The following is a 14,249-nucleotide window of genomic DNA, read 5'->3' on the forward strand; positions in this document are numbered from 1 at the left end:
GTCCCCGGATTTCCCGGGGTGCGGGTCAGACGGCCCGCTGGAGCTGCGGCAGCACCTTCGTGCGGTAGAAGTCGAAGAAGCCGCGCAGGTCCGGGCCGATCTGGTTCACGTAGACCCGGTCGTAACCCGCGTCGGCGAACTGCTTCAGCTCCGCCACGTGTTCGTCCACGTCGTCGCCGCACACCCGGTTCTCCCGCACCATGTCCTCGGTGACGAGCTGCTGCGCCTGCTCGAAGTGCTTGGGGGAGGGCAGCACCTGGCCCAGTTCGCCCGGCAGCTGCTCGTTCGCCCAGAGCCGGTGGACGGTCCGGACGGCCTCGTCCTTGTCCGTGTCGTAGCAGACCTTGGTGCCACCGCTGACCAGTTTTCCGCCGCCTCCGCCCTTGCGGTACTGCTCCACCATCGCCTCGTCCGGCATGACCGAGATGTAGCCGTCGCCGACGCGGGCGGCGAGCTGGGTCGCGGCGGGGCCGAAGCCGGAGACGTCGATCGGGATCGGCTCGTCCGGAACGGTGTACAGACGGGCGTTCTCGACCGTGTAGTGCGGCCCGTGGTGATTGACCTCCTCGCCGCTGAACAGCCGGCGCATCACCTGGATGGCCTCCTCCAGCATGTCCAGCCGGACGTGCGCCGGGGGCCAGTGGTCGCCCAGGATGTGCTCGTTGAGCGCCTCACCGGAGCCGACGCCGAGCCGGAAGCGGTTGTTCGTCATCACCGCGCTGGTCGCCGCGGCGTGCGCCACCACCGCCGGGTGCATGCGCACGGTCGGGCAGGTCACCGCCGTCTCGATCGGCAGGGACACCGCCTCGGACAGCGCGCCGATCACCGACCACACGAACGGGCTCTGGCCCTGCTCGTCGTTCCAGGGGTGGTAGTGATCGGAGATCCACAGGGCCTGGAATCCGGCCTGCTCGGCCATCCGCGCCTGTTCGATCAGCTCGGCGGGTCCGTACTGCTCGCACGAGAGAAAGTATCCGTACTCGGGCATGGGGGAGTGCCTCCGCGACGTCGGCGGTCCATATCCCGCACCGGGTACCCGAGCGAGGGGCCGGAAACCGGCGGCGTGCGGGTGAGCAGGCGCCTTGCCGACGTTTGGGTGCCCTGGCCAGGGGGACGCGGAAGGCTCCCGAGCTACGCGACAGCGCCGGAGGCGAGCGACCGTGAGTCGACCCCGCATCCTGATCGTCGGTGCCGGCTTCGCCGGGTACCGCACGGCCCGCACCCTGTCCCGGCTCACCCGGGGCCGGGCCCACATCACCCTGCTCAACCCGACCGACTATTTCCTGTACCTGCCCCTGCTGCCCCAGGTCGCCGCCGGTGTCCTGGAGCCGCGCCGGGTCACGGTCTCCCTCTCGGACTCGCTGCCGGACGTGCGGCTGGTGCTGGGCGAGGCCGACCGCATCGACCTCGACGAGCGGATGCTGCACTACACCGGCCCCGAGGGGGAGGGCGGCACCCTCGCCTACGACCGGCTGGTGCTCGCCGCGGGCAGTGTCAACAAGCTGCTGCCCATCCCCGGGGTCGCAGAGCACGCCCACGGCTTCCGGGGGCTGCCCGAGGCGCTGTACCTGCGCGACCACGTGACCCGGCAGGTGGAGCTCGCGGCTTCCTCCGACGATCCCGGGACGTGCGCCGCGCGGTGCACCTTCGTCGTGGTCGGCGCGGGGTACACCGGCACCGAGGTCGCCGCGCACGGGCAGATGTTCACCGACGCGCAGGTGCGCAAGCATCCGCTGCGGCAGGGCATGCGGCCGCGCTGGATGCTGCTGGACGTGGCGCCGCGGGTGCTGCCCGAGATGGACGAGAGGCTCTCCGCCACCGCCGACCGGGTGCTGCGGCAGCGGGGCGTGGACGTGCGGATGGGGACGTCCGTCAAGGAGGCCACGCACGACGGGGTCGTGCTGACCGACGGCGAGTTCGTCGCGACCAGGACGCTGGTGTGGTGCGTGGGTGTACGGCCCGACCCGCTGGTCGAGTCCCTGGGGCTGCCCATGGAGAAGGGGCGGCTGCTGGTCGACCCGCACTTGCAGGTGCCCGGGCGGCCGGAGTTGTTCGCGTGCGGTGACGTGGCCGCGGTACCGGATCTGGAGAACCCGGGGAGCTGTACGCCGATGACCGCGCAGCACGCCTGGCGGCACGGCAAGATCGCGGCGGAGAACGTCGCCGCGTCGCTCGGTCTCGGAGGGTCGCGCAAGCCCTACCGCCATCGTGACCTGGGTTTCGTCGTCGATCTGGGCGGGGCGAAGGCCGCAGCCAACCCGCTCGGCGTGATCCTGTCCGGCGTACCGGCGGGCGCGGTGACGCGGGGCTACCACCTCGCCGCGATGCCCGGGAACCGCGTGCGGGTCGCAGCCGACTGGCTGCTGGACGCCGTACTGCCGCGTCAGGCCGTGCAGTTGGGGCTCGTACGGTCCTGGTCGGTGCCGCTGGACACCTCGTCGCCCGAGGTGGCCCGGGTGCCGGGCGGGCCCGGGAAACGGCAGGAGGCGGGCGCCCGGTCCGGGCCGGGGGCGGCGCTCGCGGCCGACACGGACGACGGGGGCACCGGCGCCGGACCGGACCGGTACCGGCCCCCCGATGAGCCCGCGAAGGGGCAGCCCGGATCCGGGGCGACGCAGGTACGGCCCGGATCCGGGGCCGCGGAGCCGCGGTCCGAGCCCGAGACGGCGAAGGGCCGTCCGGCCGCGGGTTCCGGCTCGGGGCGCGGGCAGCTGCGGTCAGAGTCGGAGACGGCGAAGGGCCGTCCGGCTGCGGGGGCTGCCGGGGCTGCGGCGGCTGTGCGGGCTGCCGACGAGCCTGCGAAGAACCAGCCGGGTGGTGAGCCTGCCAGGAATCAGCCGGGTGGTGAGCCTGCCAGGAATCAGCCCGGCGGTGAGCCTGCCAGGAATCAGCCCGGCGGTGAGCCCGCGAGGAATCAGCCGCAGTCCCCGGAGAAGCAACCCGCCCCCGGAACCCCGCCCGGTCAGCCGCCCCCTGCTCCCCATCCCGCCCCGGGCCCCGTCAAGCGAACCGACGTCCCGGACGACCCGGACGACTCCACGAAAGGAGACTCATGAACACCGGTGAACTCACCGACCTCGGACAGCAGCTGCGGGTGGACAGTGTCCGCGCCGCCGCCGCGGCGGGTTCCGGGCACCCGACGTCCTCGATGTCCGCGGCCGACCTGATGGCCGTCCTGCTGGCGCACCACCTCCGCTACGACTTCGACCGCCCCGCCCACCCCGGCAACGACCGCTTCGTCCTCTCCAAGGGCCATGCCTCCCCGCTGCTGTACTCCGCGTACAAGGCGGCCGGCGCCATCGACGACGAAGAGCTGCTCACCTTCCGCAAGCTGGGCAGCCGCCTCGAAGGGCACCCCACCCCGCAGCGCCTGCCGTGGGTCGAGACCGCCACCGGCTCGCTCGGGCAGGGCCTGCCCGTCGGGGTCGGCATCGCGCTGGCCGGCAAGCGGCTCGACCGCACCGGCTACCGCACCTGGGTGCTGTGCGGGGACAGCGAGCTGGCCGAGGGGTCCGTGTGGGAGGCCGCCGAGCACGCCGGGTACGAGCACCTGGACAACCTCACCGTGATCGTCGACGTCAACCGGCTCGGCCAGCGCGGCCCCACCCGGCACGGCCACGACCTTGACGCCTACGCCCGCCGCTTCCAGGCCTTCGACTGGCACACCATCGAGGTCGACGGCCACGACGTCGACGCGATCGACCGCGCCTACGGAGAGGCCGCCTCTACCAAGGGCCAGCCCACCGCGATCCTCGCCCGCACCCTCAAGGGCAAGGGCGTCGAGGGCGTCCAGGACCGCGAGGGCCTGCACGGCAAGCCGCTCAAGGAGGCCGAGGAGGCGATCACCGAACTCGGCGGCCCGCGCGACATCCGCGTCCGGGTACAGGAGCCGCCGGCCGCCCGCATGCTGCACTCCGTGCACACCGGGGACATCGACCTCCCGAGGTGGGACAAGGGCGAGGAGATCGCCACCCGCAACGCCTTCGGCGAGGCGCTCGCCGCCCTCGGCACCGGCCGCGGCGACATCGTCGCCCTGGACGGCGAGGTCGGCGACTCCACCCGCGCCGAGTTCTTCGCCAAGGAGCACCCCGACCGCTACTTCGAGTGCTACATCGCCGAGCAGCAGCTCGTGGCCTCGGCGGTCGGGCTGGCGGCTCGCGGCTGGGTGCCGTACGCCGCCACCTTCGCGGCCTTCCTGACCCGTGCGTACGACTTCATCAGGATGGCGTCGATCAGCGGCTCCGGCATCAACCTCGTCGGCTCGCACGCGGGCGTCGCCATCGGCCAGGACGGACCCAGCCAGATGGGCCTGGAGGACCTGGCGATGATGCGGGCGGTACACGGCTCGACCGTGCTGTACCCGTGCGACGCCAACCAGACCGCACGGCTCGTCGGCACGATGGCCGGCCTGGAGGGTGTCCGCTACCTGCGCACCTCGCGCGGCGAGAGCCCGGTGATCTACGCCCCCGACGAGGAGTTCCCGGTCGGCGGCAGCAAGGTGCTGCGCTCCTCCGGCGAGGACCGGCTGACCCTCGTCGCGGCGGGCGTCACCGTTCACGAGGCGCTGGCCGCCGCCGAGGCCTTGGAGCAGGAGGGCATCGCGGTGCGGGTGATCGACCTGTACTCCGTCAAGCCCGTCGACCGGGCCACGCTGCGCCGGGCCGCCGAGGAGACCGGCTGCCTGGTGACCGTGGAGGACCACCACCCCGAGGGCGGCATCGGCGACGCGATCCTCGACGCCTTCACCGACGGGCGCCCCGTACCGCGCCTGGTGCGGCTCGGCGTACGGACGATGCCGGGCTCGGCCTCCCCGGAGGAGCAGCTGCGCGCCTCGGGCATCGACGCGGAGTCCATCGCGGCGGCCGGACGGCTGCTGGTGGAGGAGGCGGTCGTGCGGTGAGCGGCGCCGACGGCACGCGCAGGGTGCGGGCGGGCCGCCGCACGGTGGAGGTGCACCGGCCGGACAAGGTGCTCTTCCCCGGCGGCGGCGACGCCAAGGAGTACACCAAGGGCGACCTGGTCGACTACCAGCGGGCCGTCGCGCCCTTCATGCTGCCGCACCTGCGCGGCCGCCCGCTGATGCTGGAACGGCACCCGGACGGCATCGACGGCCCGACGTTCATGCAGAAGAACACCCCGGACCACTACCCGGAGTGGATTCCCCGGGTCGAGGTGGCCAAGGAGGGCGGCACCGTCCGCCACGCCGTCTGCGACGACACGGCCACCCTCGTCTACCTGGCCGACCAGGCGAGCATCACCCTGCACCGCTGGCTGTCCCGCGCCGACAGCGTCGACCACCCCGACCGGCTGGTCTTCGACCTCGACCCCTCGGGGGACGACTTCGAGCCCGTGCGCGAGGCCGCCCGGCTGCTCGGGGAGCTCCTCGACGAGCTCGACCTGCCCTCGGCGCTGATGACCACCGGCTCACGCGGGCTGCACGTGATCGTGCCGCTGAACGGCCGGCACGACTTCGACGAGGTGCGGGCCTTCGCCCGGGACGTCGCCGACACCCTCGCCGACGCCCACCCCGACCGGCTCACCACCGCCGCCCGCAAGAAGGAGCGCGGCGAGCGGCTCTACCTCGACATCCAGCGCAACGCCTACGCCCAGACCGCCGTCGCGCCCTACACGGTCCGGCCCCGCCCGGGCGCGCCGGTGGCCACCCCCGTCACCTGGGACCAGCTGGACGATCCGGAGCTGCACGCCCGCCGCTATACCATCGCCGACGCCGTGGAGCAGGCCCGCACCAACCCCTGGTCAGGCCTGCTGAGCCGGGGCCGGGCGCTGGGACCGGCCCGGCGGAGGCTGAATGCCCTGCGCGGCTGAGGTTCCCCGCCTCCGGCCGGACGGGTGGCAGATGCATGCGCCTGTAGAGGTTTGGCGAACACGCTTGCGGCCACACGGAGGGGGAGGTGGCCATGTCGAACACAAAAAACACGCAAGAGTCACAGGATTCACAGGAGTCCCGGGACTCCCGGGACTCCCCGAACACGAGCAAGGCGAACGACAACCAGTCGGCGAAGAGCCGGCCGAGCCCGATGGAGGTGCTGCGCCAGGCGCGCGGCCAGCTCGCGGAGCTCACCGGCATGGAAGCCGAGTCCGTGTCGTCCTTCGAGCAGACGGAGGAGGGCTGGGCGCTGGAGGTCGAGGTCCTCGAACTCGAGCGCGTGCCCGACACGATGAGCCTGATGGCGAGCTACCAGGTGGAGCTCGACACAGAGGGGCAGCTCACGGGCTATCGGCGCGTCCGCCGCTACGAACGCGGTCGGTCCGACGCGCGCAGGTCCGGCGGCCGCTAGGCCGCCCCACCGAACCAGCACCCACACACGAGGAGGAACACCCGGCATGACTGTCGTACCGGCACAGCAGTCCGGCGGCGGAGGCGGCAGCAGCGGTCTCTACGACGTGCTCGAACTGGTTCTGGACAGGGGGCTCGTGATCGACGCGTTCGTGCGAGTGTCCCTGGTCGGCATCGAGATCCTCAAGATCGACGTTCGCGTCGTCGTCGCCAGCGTCGACACCTATCTGCGCTTCGCCGAAGCGTGCAACCGGCTCGACCTGGAGGCCGGGCCGCGCAAGGACCCGGGCCTGCCCGACCTGGTCGGGGAGATGACCGAGTCCGGCGCCCGCGGCAAGTCCAAGGGGGCGCTGTCCGGCGCCGCCGAAACCATTTCCGACGCCTTCAAGCAGGCTCGGAGCGAGGGCGAGACCGAGTCGCGTCCGCGAGCCCGCAAGAGCACGTCCCGCCGTAAGGAGGAGCAGGAGTGAGCACCTACGTCTACGGCATCGCGGCGAGTTCGCACCCCGCCCTGCCCGAGGGCATGGGCGGCGTCGGCGACCCGCCCCGCGAGGTGCGCATTCTGCGGGAGGGCGACCTGGCGGCCGTCGTCAGCGAGGCGCCCGAGGGGCTGCGGCCCAAGCGCAAGGACCTGCTCGCCCACCAGAACGTGCTCAGCGAGGCCGGCGCGGCAGGCTGCGTGCTGCCCATGCGGTTCGGCAGCGTCGCCCCGGACGACAACTCCATCACGGGGGTGCTCGCCGAGCGCGCCGAGCACTACAAGGAGCGGCTGCAGGCCCTGGACAACCGGGTCGAGTACAACGTCAAGGCCAATCACGTCGAAGAGGCCGTCCTGCACCAGGTGATGGCCGAGAGCCCCGACATCCGCGGGCTCGCGGAGGCCAACCGGCAGGCGGGCGGCGGCAGTTACGACGACAAGATCCGGCTCGGCGAGCTGGTCGCGGCCGCGGTCAAGGCCAAGGAGGCCGACGACGGCGCCGCGGTGCGTCGGGCCTTGGAGCCGGCCGTCGACGACGTGAGCGTGGGCCCCGAGTCGACGGGCTGGCTGGCGAACGTGTCGTTCCTGGTCGACCGGGAGTCGGCCGATTCGTTCCTGGCCGCGGTCGAGCAGCTCCGCAAGGACATGCCGCACCTGGAGGTGCGGGTCAACGGCCCGCTGCCGCCGTACAGCTTCGTCGAGCCCGGCCCGGCCGAGCCCGCGGGCACCGCGGTGAGTGGCACGGACACCGGAGCGGGGTGACGACGTGGGCCTGATCTCGGAGGTGCTGCTGCTGCCGCTCGCACCGGCACGCGGCAGCGCCTGGGCCATCAGACAGGTACTCCAGGAGGCCGAGCGGATCTACTACGACCCCGCGACGATCCGGGCCGAACTGGCCCGCCTCGAGGAGCAGCTGGAGGCCGGGGAGATCACGGAGGAGGAGTTCGACCGCTTGGAGGACGAACTCCTCGACCGGCTGGAGACCGCTTCGCGCGGGAGCGCGGGAACAGGCAACGGGACTACACAATGAACCGAATGGGACTGGGCCTCGCGGTGGGGGCCGGATATCTCCTCGGACGCACCAAGAAGCTGAAGATGGCGGTCGCCGTCGGTGGCCTGGTCGCCGGGAAGAAGCTGAACCTGAGTCCGCGCATGGTCGCCGAGCTTCTCCAGCAGCAGCTGCGGAACAACCCGCAGTTCAAGGAGATCGGGGACCAGTTGCGCGAGGACCTGCGCGGCGTGGGCAAGGCGGCCTCCGGCGCCATGGTCGAGCGGCAGCTCGACGCCCTGTCCGACCGGCTGCACGGCCGGACCGCCCAGATGCGTGACCAGCTGACGGGCGCGGTGCCCGGCGGCCGTGAGGACGACGAGGCGGACGACGAGTACGAGGACGAGGAGCCCGAGGACGACGGGTCCGACGAGGCCGACGAGCCCCGGGACGAGGAGTCCGAGGAGTCCGAGGAGTCCGACGACAACGAGCCGCAGGAGGACGAGGAGTCGGAGCCGGCGGCGAAGAAGGCCCCGGCCAAGAGGCCGTCCGCGAAGAAGACGGCCAAGAATACGGCGAAGAAGGCCCCCGCCAAGAAGGCCGCCGCGAGGAAGGCCCCCGCGAAGAAGACGGCGGCCAAGAAGACCACGGCCGCCAAGAAGACGGCCTCCGGGAGCAGGGGCGGCAGCGCCCGGTCCCGTCTGCCGAAGGGAGGCGGTGAGGGATGAGCGACACACTCGGCTCGGCGAAGTCCGCCGCCAATGGAGCAACGAAGAACCCGCTCACCGACCTGGCCCACAGCGAGGCCGCAGACCGGCTCAAGGCCGAACTGCAGGAGTACCTCGCCGCGCAGGCCACCCGCATGCTGACCGGCGTCGGCCGCAAGCTCGGCGAGACCACCGGCAAGCTGAACGACATCGCCGAGGGCAACAGCCCCGGCTTCGCCAAACTCGCCCTCGACGGCGGTCGCAAGATAGCCGAGGGCAAGGGGCCGCTGCGCTCCGCACTGGAGATGGGCGGCTCGCACCTCAAGGACAAGGTCACCGGTGCCGTCAAGAACCTGGGCGGCGGCGGCAAGGGCAAGAAGGGCAAGGGCCGTTCGGGCAACAAGCCCACGGTCATCATCGAACACATCGACGTGGGCGTGCCGTTGCGCACCGCGTACGACCAGTGGACGAAGTACCAGGACTTCAGCACCTTCGCGAAGGGCGTCAAGAGCGCGAGCCGCGACGACGACACCCACTCCGACTGGCAGGCGAAGATCTGGTGGTCCAGTCGCAGCTGGAAGGCGAAGACGACCGAGCAGCTCCCCGACGACCGCATCGCCTGGACCTCCGAGGGGGCCAAGGGCACCACGAAGGGCGTCGTCTCCTTCCACCGGCTCACCGACAGCCTCACCCGTGTCCTGCTCGTCATCGAGTACTACCCCTCCGGCTTCTTCGAGAAGACCGGCAACATCTGGCGCGCCCAGGGCCGCCGGGCCCGGCTCGACCTCAAGAACTTCGTCCGCTTCATCACGATCAAGGGCGAGGCGGAGGACGGCTGGCGCGGCGAGATCCGCGACGGCGAGGTCGTCCGCAGCCATGAGGACGCGCTCGCCGAGGAGGAGTCCGAGGAGGGCTCCGAGGAGGAGCGCCCCGAGGGCGAGGACGCCGAGGACGAGTACGACGAGGAGGACGAGGAGGAGGGCGAGGAGGAAGAGCCCGAAGGCGAGTACGAGGACGACTCCGAGGCCGAGTACGACGAGGAGGACGAGGAGGAGCCCGAGGGCGAGGAGGAGCCCGAAGGGGAGTACGAGGACGACGATTACGAGGACGAGGACGAGGAAGTCGAGGCGGGGAGCCGGCGATGACGACGCCCAGCAGGATGCCCGAGCCCTACGGTCAGGGAAGCGGCGCCAACCTCGCCGACATCCTTGAACGGGTCCTGGACAAGGGCATCGTCATAGCGGGCGACATCCGGATCAACCTGCTCGACATCGAACTCCTCACGATCAAGCTGCGTCTGATCGTCGCCTCGGTCGACAAGGCGAAGGAGATGGGCATCGACTGGTGGGAGACCGACCCGGCCCTGAGCTCACGGGCCCGCCGTGACGAACTGACCCGGGAGAACGCCGAGTTGCGCGAGAGGCTGGCCCGGCTGGAGGAACTGGAGCCCGGCCGCGCGGAGAAGAAGGAGGCACCGTGACCGGACTGCGGTACGTCTACGCCGTCTGCCGCCCCTTCGGCACACCCCTCCAGGCCCAGCTGACCGGGGTCGCGGGTGATCCGCCCAGAGCACTGACTCACCACGGCCTGGTGGCCGTGGTGAGCCACGTGCCGGAGCGGGACTTCGCCGAGGAGCCGCTCCGGCGCCATCTGGAGGACCTGGACTGGCTCACCGAGACCGCCCGGGCCCACCAGGGCGTCATCGACGCGCTCACCACCGTCACCACCCCGCTGCCGCTGCGGCTCGGCACCGTCTTCCATGACGACAGCGGCGTGCGGATGATGATGGAGGCGCGCGAGGAGGACTTCCGGCGCACCCTGGACCGGCTGGAAGGCCGGGTGGAGTGGGGCGTCAAGGTCTACGCCGAGTCCGAACCGCAGGAGAGCGCCCGGCCCCCGCAGAAGCCGGCGTCGGGCCGGGACTACCTGCGGCAACGGCGTACGCAGACCAGGTCCCACGAGGAAATGTGGCAGAAGGCCGAGGCTTTTTCGACCCGGCTGCACGAGGAGCTCTCCGCATTTGCGGAGGATTCCCGGATGCATCCCCCGCAGAATCCCGCGCTTTCCAAGGCGACCGGGCGGAACGTACTGAACGCCGCCTATCTCGTTCCGCGTGCGCATTCCGAGGAATTCGTGGAACTGGTGGACCGCACGAAGGGGGAGGTGCCCGGAATGCGCATCGAACTCACCGGTCCCTGGGCGGCCTATTCGTTCGCCGGGGAGGGCACATGAACGACGGGAAGAATCCGTGACCGTAGTGGAACGCCGTGAGGTCGCTCTCGTGGACCTGCTCGACCGGCTGCTCGCCGGCGGCGTCGTGATCACGGGGGACATCACGCTGCGCATCGCCGACGTCGATCTCGTCCGTATCGACCTCAACGCGCTCATCAGCTCGGTGAACGCTCAGGTTCCCTCACCGTTCGAGGAGTTGCTGTGACCGCCCCGGAGAACCCCCGGCCGCGCTCCAACCACATGGATCTGGAGCCCGACACGGTCGAGCGCGACCTGGTCAAACTCGTGCTGACGGTGGTGGAGCTGCTGCGCCAGCTCATGGAGCGCCAGGCGCTGCGCCGGTTCGACGTGGGGGACCTGAGCGAGGAGCAGGAGGAGCGGATCGGGCTCACGCTCATGCTGCTCGACGAGCGCATGACGGAACTGCGCGAGCGCTACGGACTGCGGCCCGAGGACCTCAACCTGGACCTCGGGCCGCTCGGACCGCTGCTTCCGCGGGACTGACTCTCACTCGTCTTCCCGGGCCCTGACCCAGGCCCGGGAAGACGAGTGCTCATTCACCACCTGTACCAACGGCCCCTGCCGCCGGATGCGGACGTGCCGCGGGCGAAGAATCCCAGCAGCCACAGGACGAGAACCGCGAGCGCGATCCACCAGAGAATCTTCACTGCGAATCCGGCGCCGAACAGAACCAGAGCCAGAAGCAGCACCAGCAGGATGGGAACCATAATTCGAACCTCCTGCTTTCAGGATGTCCCTGAAACAGCGTTTCAGGCTTCCTTTCGGCAGAGAATTTCTCCGTGCAGTACGCTGAACCATCCGTCCTCCTGACGGCCCCACTCCCGCCATGCCTCGGCCACCGCCCGCAGTTCCCGGTCGCCGGCGTGCCCGCCCAGCCGGGCCCGGTCCGCGTACGCCGACGCCAGCGTGCGGTCCGCCCACAGCCCGCTCCACCAGGCCCGCTCCTCGGGCGTGGCGAAGGTCCAGGTGCCGGAGGTCGCCGTGATGTCCGTGAACCCGGCCTGCCGTGCCCAGGCCTTCAGTCGGCGTCCGGCGTCCGGCTCGCCGCCGTTGGCCCGGGCGACCCGGCGGTAGAGGTCCAGCCAGGCGTCGAGTCCCTCGGAGGCCGGGTACCAGGTCATGGCCGCGTAGTCCGCGTCCCGCACGGCGACGATCCCGCCGGGCCTGACGACCCGCTTCATCTCGCGCAGCGCCCGCACCGGGTCGCCCACGTGCTGGAGCACCTGGTGGGCGTGGACCACACAGAACGTGTCGTCCGGGTAGTCCAGTGCGTGTACGTCGGCGACCGCGAAGTCGATGTTGGCCAGCCCCCGCCCGGCCGCCGTGGCGCGTGCCCGGTCCAGGATCTCCGGGACCCGGTCGACGCCGGTGACCCGCCCGTCGGGCACGAGCTCCGCCAGGTCGGCGGTGATCGTGCCCGGCCCGCAGCCGATGTCCAGGATCTTCATGTGGGGCCTGAGCGAAGGCAGCAGATACGCGGCGGAGTTGGCGGCGGTCCGCCAGGTGTGCGAGCGCAGCACTGATTCGTGGTGCCCATGGGTGTAGACGGCGGTGTCCCGGGGTTCCGGCATGACGGATCCCACCCCTTCCGGTCGGGTCGGCAGGAGATCACCGTACGCGGGGCACCCGCATATTGAGACGTGCATCCTGCTATATGGACTGACGGTTCGTCAGTTCAAGGAGACTGGACACACCGGTGTCCACGGGGCAGGCTCGGAGCTGATCACCATCGGCGACACAGGGGGAACCGAGAGATGAACGCGCACGTCACGGCCGTCAGCAGCAACGGGGAGTACTCCTTCACCAAGCCGAACCGGGACAGCATCACGCTGCTCACAGGACTCGGGGTGGAGGGGGACGTGCACGCCGGGGTGACGGTCAAGCACCGCTCACGCGTCGCGCAGGACCCCACCCAGCCGAACCTGCGCCAGGTCCACCTCATGCACGAGGAACTCTTCGCCGAGGTCGGCGAGGACGGGTTCGAGGTGGCGCCCGGCGAACTCGGCGAGAACATCACCACCCGGGGCATCGACCTGCTCGCACTGCCGACGGGCACCCTGCTGCGCATCGGCGACGGCGCGGTCCTGGAGGTCACCGGGCTGCGCAACCCCTGCCTGCAGATCGACCTTTTCCAGGACGGTCTGCTCAAGCAGGTCGTCGGACGCGACGAGGCGGGGAACATCGTGCGCAAGGCGGGGATCATGAGCGTGGTGCGGGAGGGGGGTGTGGTGCGCCCCGGCGACCCGATCGAGGTGGAGCTTCCGAGCGAGCCGCACCGGCCGCTGGAACGGGTCTGACGGCACCCCCGGCGCCTAACCCGCTTGCCCCGGAGGCCCGGGCCCGCACAGAATCGCGCCCATGGGACACCTCGAAGCCGCGCACCTGGAGTACTACCTGCCCGATGGAAGGGCGCTGCTGGGTGATGTCTCGTTCCGGGTGGGGGAGGGGGCCGTCGTGGCCCTCGTCGGGCCCAACGGCGCCGGGAAGACCACCCTGCTCCGGATGCTCGCCGGCGAGCTCAAGCCGCACGGCGGCTCCGTGGTCGTCGGCGGCGGGCTCGGTGTCATGCGGCAGTTCGTGGGCTCCGTACGCGACGAGACGACCGTACGGGACCTGCTCGTGTCCGTCGCGACGCCCCGCATCCGCGAGGCCGCGCGGGCCGTCGACAAGGCCGAGCACGCCATCATGACCGTCGATGACGAGGCCGCCCAGCTGGCGTACGCGCAGGCCCTCGCCGACTGGGCCGAGGCCCGCGGCTACGAGGCCGAGACACTGTGGGACATGTGCACCACGGCCGCGCTCGGGGTGCCCTACGACAAGGCGCAGTTCCGGGAGGTGCGCACCCTCTCCGGCGGCGAGCAGAAGCGGCTCGTCCTCGAGGCGCTGCTGCGCGGCACCGACGAAGTGCTGCTCCTCGACGAGCCCGACAACTACCTCGACGTCCCGGGCAAGCGGTGGCTGGAGGAGCGGCTGAAGGAGACCCGCAAGACGGTTCTGTTCGTCTCCCACGACCGCGAACTGCTCGCCCGCGCCGCTGAGAAGATCGTCTCCCTGGAGCCCGGGCCCGCCGGTGCGGACGCCTGGGTGCACGGCGGCGGCTTCGCCACCTTCCACGAGGCCCGGCGCGAGCGCTTCGCCCGCTTCGAGGAGCTGCGCAGGCGCTGGGACGAGAAGCACGCACAGCTGAAGAAGCTCGTGCTGACGCTGCGTCAGGCCGCGGCCGTCAGCCATGAGATGGCCTCCCGCTACGCGGCCGCGCAGACCCGGCTGCGCAAGTTCGAGGAGGCCGGCCCGCCGCCGGAGCCGCCGCGCGAGCAGGACATCAGGATGCGCATCAAGGGCGGCCGTACGGGCGTCCGGGCGGTCACCTGCGCGAAACTGGAGCTCACCGGCCTGATGAAGCCCTTCGACCTGGAGGTCTTCTACGGCGAACGCGTCGCCGTCCTCGGCTCCAACGGCTCCGGCAAGTCCCACTTCCTGCGCCTGCTCGCCGGCGACGACGTGGCGCACACGGGGGAGTGGAAG

18 protein-coding genes are annotated in these 14,249 nt (G+C 71.1%); 15 read left to right on the top strand and 3 right to left on the bottom strand.

Annotation, left to right across the window (positions count from 1 at the left end):
• Positions 1 to 25: 25 nt before the first annotated feature.
• Complete coding sequence (locus ABT116_RS31145; RefSeq protein WP_351640656.1) at positions 26 to 988, bottom strand: TIGR03557 family F420-dependent LLM class oxidoreductase; 963 nt, start codon at positions 986 to 988, stop codon at positions 26 to 28.
• 172 nt (positions 989 to 1,160) lie between these two features.
• On the opposite strand from ABT116_RS31145, the gene ABT116_RS31150 reads away from it, so the two are divergent.
• The 13 genes from ABT116_RS31150 (at position 1,161) to ABT116_RS31210 (ending at position 11,207) form a co-directional block, all read left to right on the top strand.
• Entirely contained in the window at positions 1,161 to 3,056 is a 1,896-nt protein-coding gene (locus ABT116_RS31150; RefSeq protein WP_351640658.1) for an FAD-dependent oxidoreductase, read from the top strand.
• Positions 3,053 to 4,900: a transketolase gene (locus tag ABT116_RS31155; RefSeq protein ID WP_351640659.1), complete on the top strand. Its 1,848-nt coding sequence runs from the start codon at positions 3,053 to 3,055 to the stop codon at positions 4,898 to 4,900. The genes ABT116_RS31150 and ABT116_RS31155 overlap by 4 nt, the downstream gene beginning before the upstream one ends.
• Positions 4,897 to 5,826, top strand: a complete 930-nt coding sequence (ligD, locus tag ABT116_RS31160) for a non-homologous end-joining DNA ligase (RefSeq protein ID WP_351640661.1) — start codon at positions 4,897 to 4,899, stop codon at positions 5,824 to 5,826. The genes ABT116_RS31155 and ligD overlap by 4 nt, the downstream gene beginning before the upstream one ends.
• A gap of 92 nt (positions 5,827 to 5,918) precedes the next feature.
• The gene (locus ABT116_RS31165) at positions 5,919 to 6,299 is read left to right on the top strand and encodes a gas vesicle protein GvpO (protein WP_351640664.1); all 381 of its coding nucleotides are present in this window, start codon (positions 5,919 to 5,921) and stop codon (positions 6,297 to 6,299) included.
• 46 nt (positions 6,300 to 6,345) lie between these two features.
• Positions 6,346 to 6,768: a gas vesicle structural protein GvpA gene (locus ABT116_RS31170; RefSeq protein ID WP_351640666.1), complete on the top strand. Its 423-nt coding sequence runs from the start codon at positions 6,346 to 6,348 to the stop codon at positions 6,766 to 6,768.
• A complete protein-coding gene (locus ABT116_RS31175; RefSeq protein WP_351640668.1) occupies positions 6,765 to 7,538 on the top strand; it encodes a GvpL/GvpF family gas vesicle protein in 774 nt (257 codons plus the stop codon). Before ABT116_RS31170 ends, ABT116_RS31175 begins: the two co-directional genes overlap by 4 nt.
• Before the next feature lie 4 nt (positions 7,539 to 7,542).
• Entirely contained in the window at positions 7,543 to 7,806 is a 264-nt protein-coding gene (locus tag ABT116_RS31180; protein WP_351640671.1) for a gas vesicle protein GvpG, read from the top strand.
• Positions 7,803 to 8,492 (top strand): DNA primase, encoded by a 690-nt coding sequence (locus ABT116_RS31185; RefSeq protein ID WP_351640674.1) that lies wholly within the window; start codon positions 7,803 to 7,805, stop codon positions 8,490 to 8,492. Before ABT116_RS31180 ends, ABT116_RS31185 begins: the two co-directional genes overlap by 4 nt.
• Complete coding sequence (locus ABT116_RS31190) at positions 8,489 to 9,616, top strand: SRPBCC family protein (RefSeq protein WP_351640675.1); 1,128 nt, start codon at positions 8,489 to 8,491, stop codon at positions 9,614 to 9,616. Before ABT116_RS31185 ends, ABT116_RS31190 begins: the two co-directional genes overlap by 4 nt.
• The gene (locus ABT116_RS31195; protein ID WP_031108661.1) at positions 9,613 to 9,951 is read left to right on the top strand and encodes a gas vesicle protein; all 339 of its coding nucleotides are present in this window, start codon (positions 9,613 to 9,615) and stop codon (positions 9,949 to 9,951) included. The genes ABT116_RS31190 and ABT116_RS31195 overlap by 4 nt, the downstream gene beginning before the upstream one ends.
• On the top strand, positions 9,948 to 10,703 hold the full coding sequence (locus tag ABT116_RS31200) for a GvpL/GvpF family gas vesicle protein (protein WP_351640678.1): 756 nt from the start codon (positions 9,948 to 9,950) through the stop codon (positions 10,701 to 10,703). The genes ABT116_RS31195 and ABT116_RS31200 overlap by 4 nt, the downstream gene beginning before the upstream one ends.
• A gap of 16 nt (positions 10,704 to 10,719) precedes the next feature.
• Positions 10,720 to 10,908 (top strand): gas vesicle protein, encoded by a 189-nt coding sequence (locus tag ABT116_RS31205; RefSeq protein ID WP_003994122.1) that lies wholly within the window; start codon positions 10,720 to 10,722, stop codon positions 10,906 to 10,908.
• A 35-nt stretch (positions 10,909 to 10,943) separates the two neighbouring features.
• Positions 10,944 to 11,207, top strand: a complete 264-nt coding sequence (locus tag ABT116_RS31210) for a gas vesicle protein K (RefSeq protein ID WP_031108664.1) — start codon at positions 10,944 to 10,946, stop codon at positions 11,205 to 11,207.
• 53 nt (positions 11,208 to 11,260) lie between these two features.
• On the opposite strand, the gene ABT116_RS31215 is transcribed toward ABT116_RS31210, so the two are convergent.
• Positions 11,261 to 11,431: a hydrophobic protein gene (locus ABT116_RS31215; protein WP_351640681.1), complete on the bottom strand. Its 171-nt coding sequence runs from the start codon at positions 11,429 to 11,431 to the stop codon at positions 11,261 to 11,263.
• A 42-nt stretch (positions 11,432 to 11,473) separates the two neighbouring features.
• Complete coding sequence (locus tag ABT116_RS31220) at positions 11,474 to 12,295, bottom strand: class I SAM-dependent methyltransferase (protein WP_351640682.1); 822 nt, start codon at positions 12,293 to 12,295, stop codon at positions 11,474 to 11,476.
• Between the two features lie 183 nt (positions 12,296 to 12,478).
• On the opposite strand from ABT116_RS31220, the gene ABT116_RS31225 reads away from it, so the two are divergent.
• Together ABT116_RS31225 and ABT116_RS31230 are read left to right on the top strand one after the other, a co-directional pair.
• Positions 12,479 to 13,021 carry an MOSC domain-containing protein gene (locus tag ABT116_RS31225; RefSeq protein WP_351640684.1) on the top strand — a complete coding sequence of 181 codons (543 nt, stop codon included), beginning with the start codon at positions 12,479 to 12,481 and terminating at the stop codon, positions 13,019 to 13,021.
• 61 nt (positions 13,022 to 13,082) lie between these two features.
• Positions 13,083 to 14,249: ATP-binding cassette domain-containing protein (locus ABT116_RS31230; protein WP_351640685.1), on the top strand; the 1,167-nt coding region annotated here is incomplete at its 3' end.

The sequence above is a fragment of the Streptomyces sp. NPDC002130 genome, from assembly GCF_040296465.1.
Classification (GTDB): domain Bacteria; phylum Actinomycetota; class Actinomycetes; order Streptomycetales; family Streptomycetaceae; genus Streptomyces.

What these genes read in the sequence shown, in the direction of transcription:
- ABT116_RS31145 (WP_351640656.1), bottom strand. Translation starts at nt 988, where the DNA reads ATGCCCGAGTACGGATACTTTCTCTCGTGCGAGCAGTACGGACCCGCC.
- ABT116_RS31155 (WP_351640659.1), top strand. Translation starts at nt 3,053, where the DNA reads ATGAACACCGGTGAACTCACCGACCTCGGACAGCAGCTGCGGGTGGAC.
- ABT116_RS31165 (WP_351640664.1), top strand. Translation starts at nt 5,919, where the DNA reads ATGTCGAACACAAAAAACACGCAAGAGTCACAGGATTCACAGGAGTCC.
- ABT116_RS31170 (WP_351640666.1), top strand. Translation starts at nt 6,346, where the DNA reads ATGACTGTCGTACCGGCACAGCAGTCCGGCGGCGGAGGCGGCAGCAGC.
- ABT116_RS31185 (WP_351640674.1), top strand. Translation starts at nt 7,803, where the DNA reads ATGAACCGAATGGGACTGGGCCTCGCGGTGGGGGCCGGATATCTCCTC.
- ABT116_RS31190 (WP_351640675.1), top strand. Translation starts at nt 8,489, where the DNA reads ATGAGCGACACACTCGGCTCGGCGAAGTCCGCCGCCAATGGAGCAACG.
- ABT116_RS31195 (WP_031108661.1), top strand. Translation starts at nt 9,613, where the DNA reads ATGACGACGCCCAGCAGGATGCCCGAGCCCTACGGTCAGGGAAGCGGC.
- ABT116_RS31210 (WP_031108664.1), top strand. Translation starts at nt 10,944, where the DNA reads ATGGATCTGGAGCCCGACACGGTCGAGCGCGACCTGGTCAAACTCGTG.
- ABT116_RS31215 (WP_351640681.1), bottom strand. Translation starts at nt 11,431, where the DNA reads ATGGTTCCCATCCTGCTGGTGCTGCTTCTGGCTCTGGTTCTGTTCGGC.
- ABT116_RS31220 (WP_351640682.1), bottom strand. Translation starts at nt 12,295, where the DNA reads ATGCCGGAACCCCGGGACACCGCCGTCTACACCCATGGGCACCACGAA.
- ABT116_RS31225 (WP_351640684.1), top strand. Translation starts at nt 12,479, where the DNA reads ATGAACGCGCACGTCACGGCCGTCAGCAGCAACGGGGAGTACTCCTTC.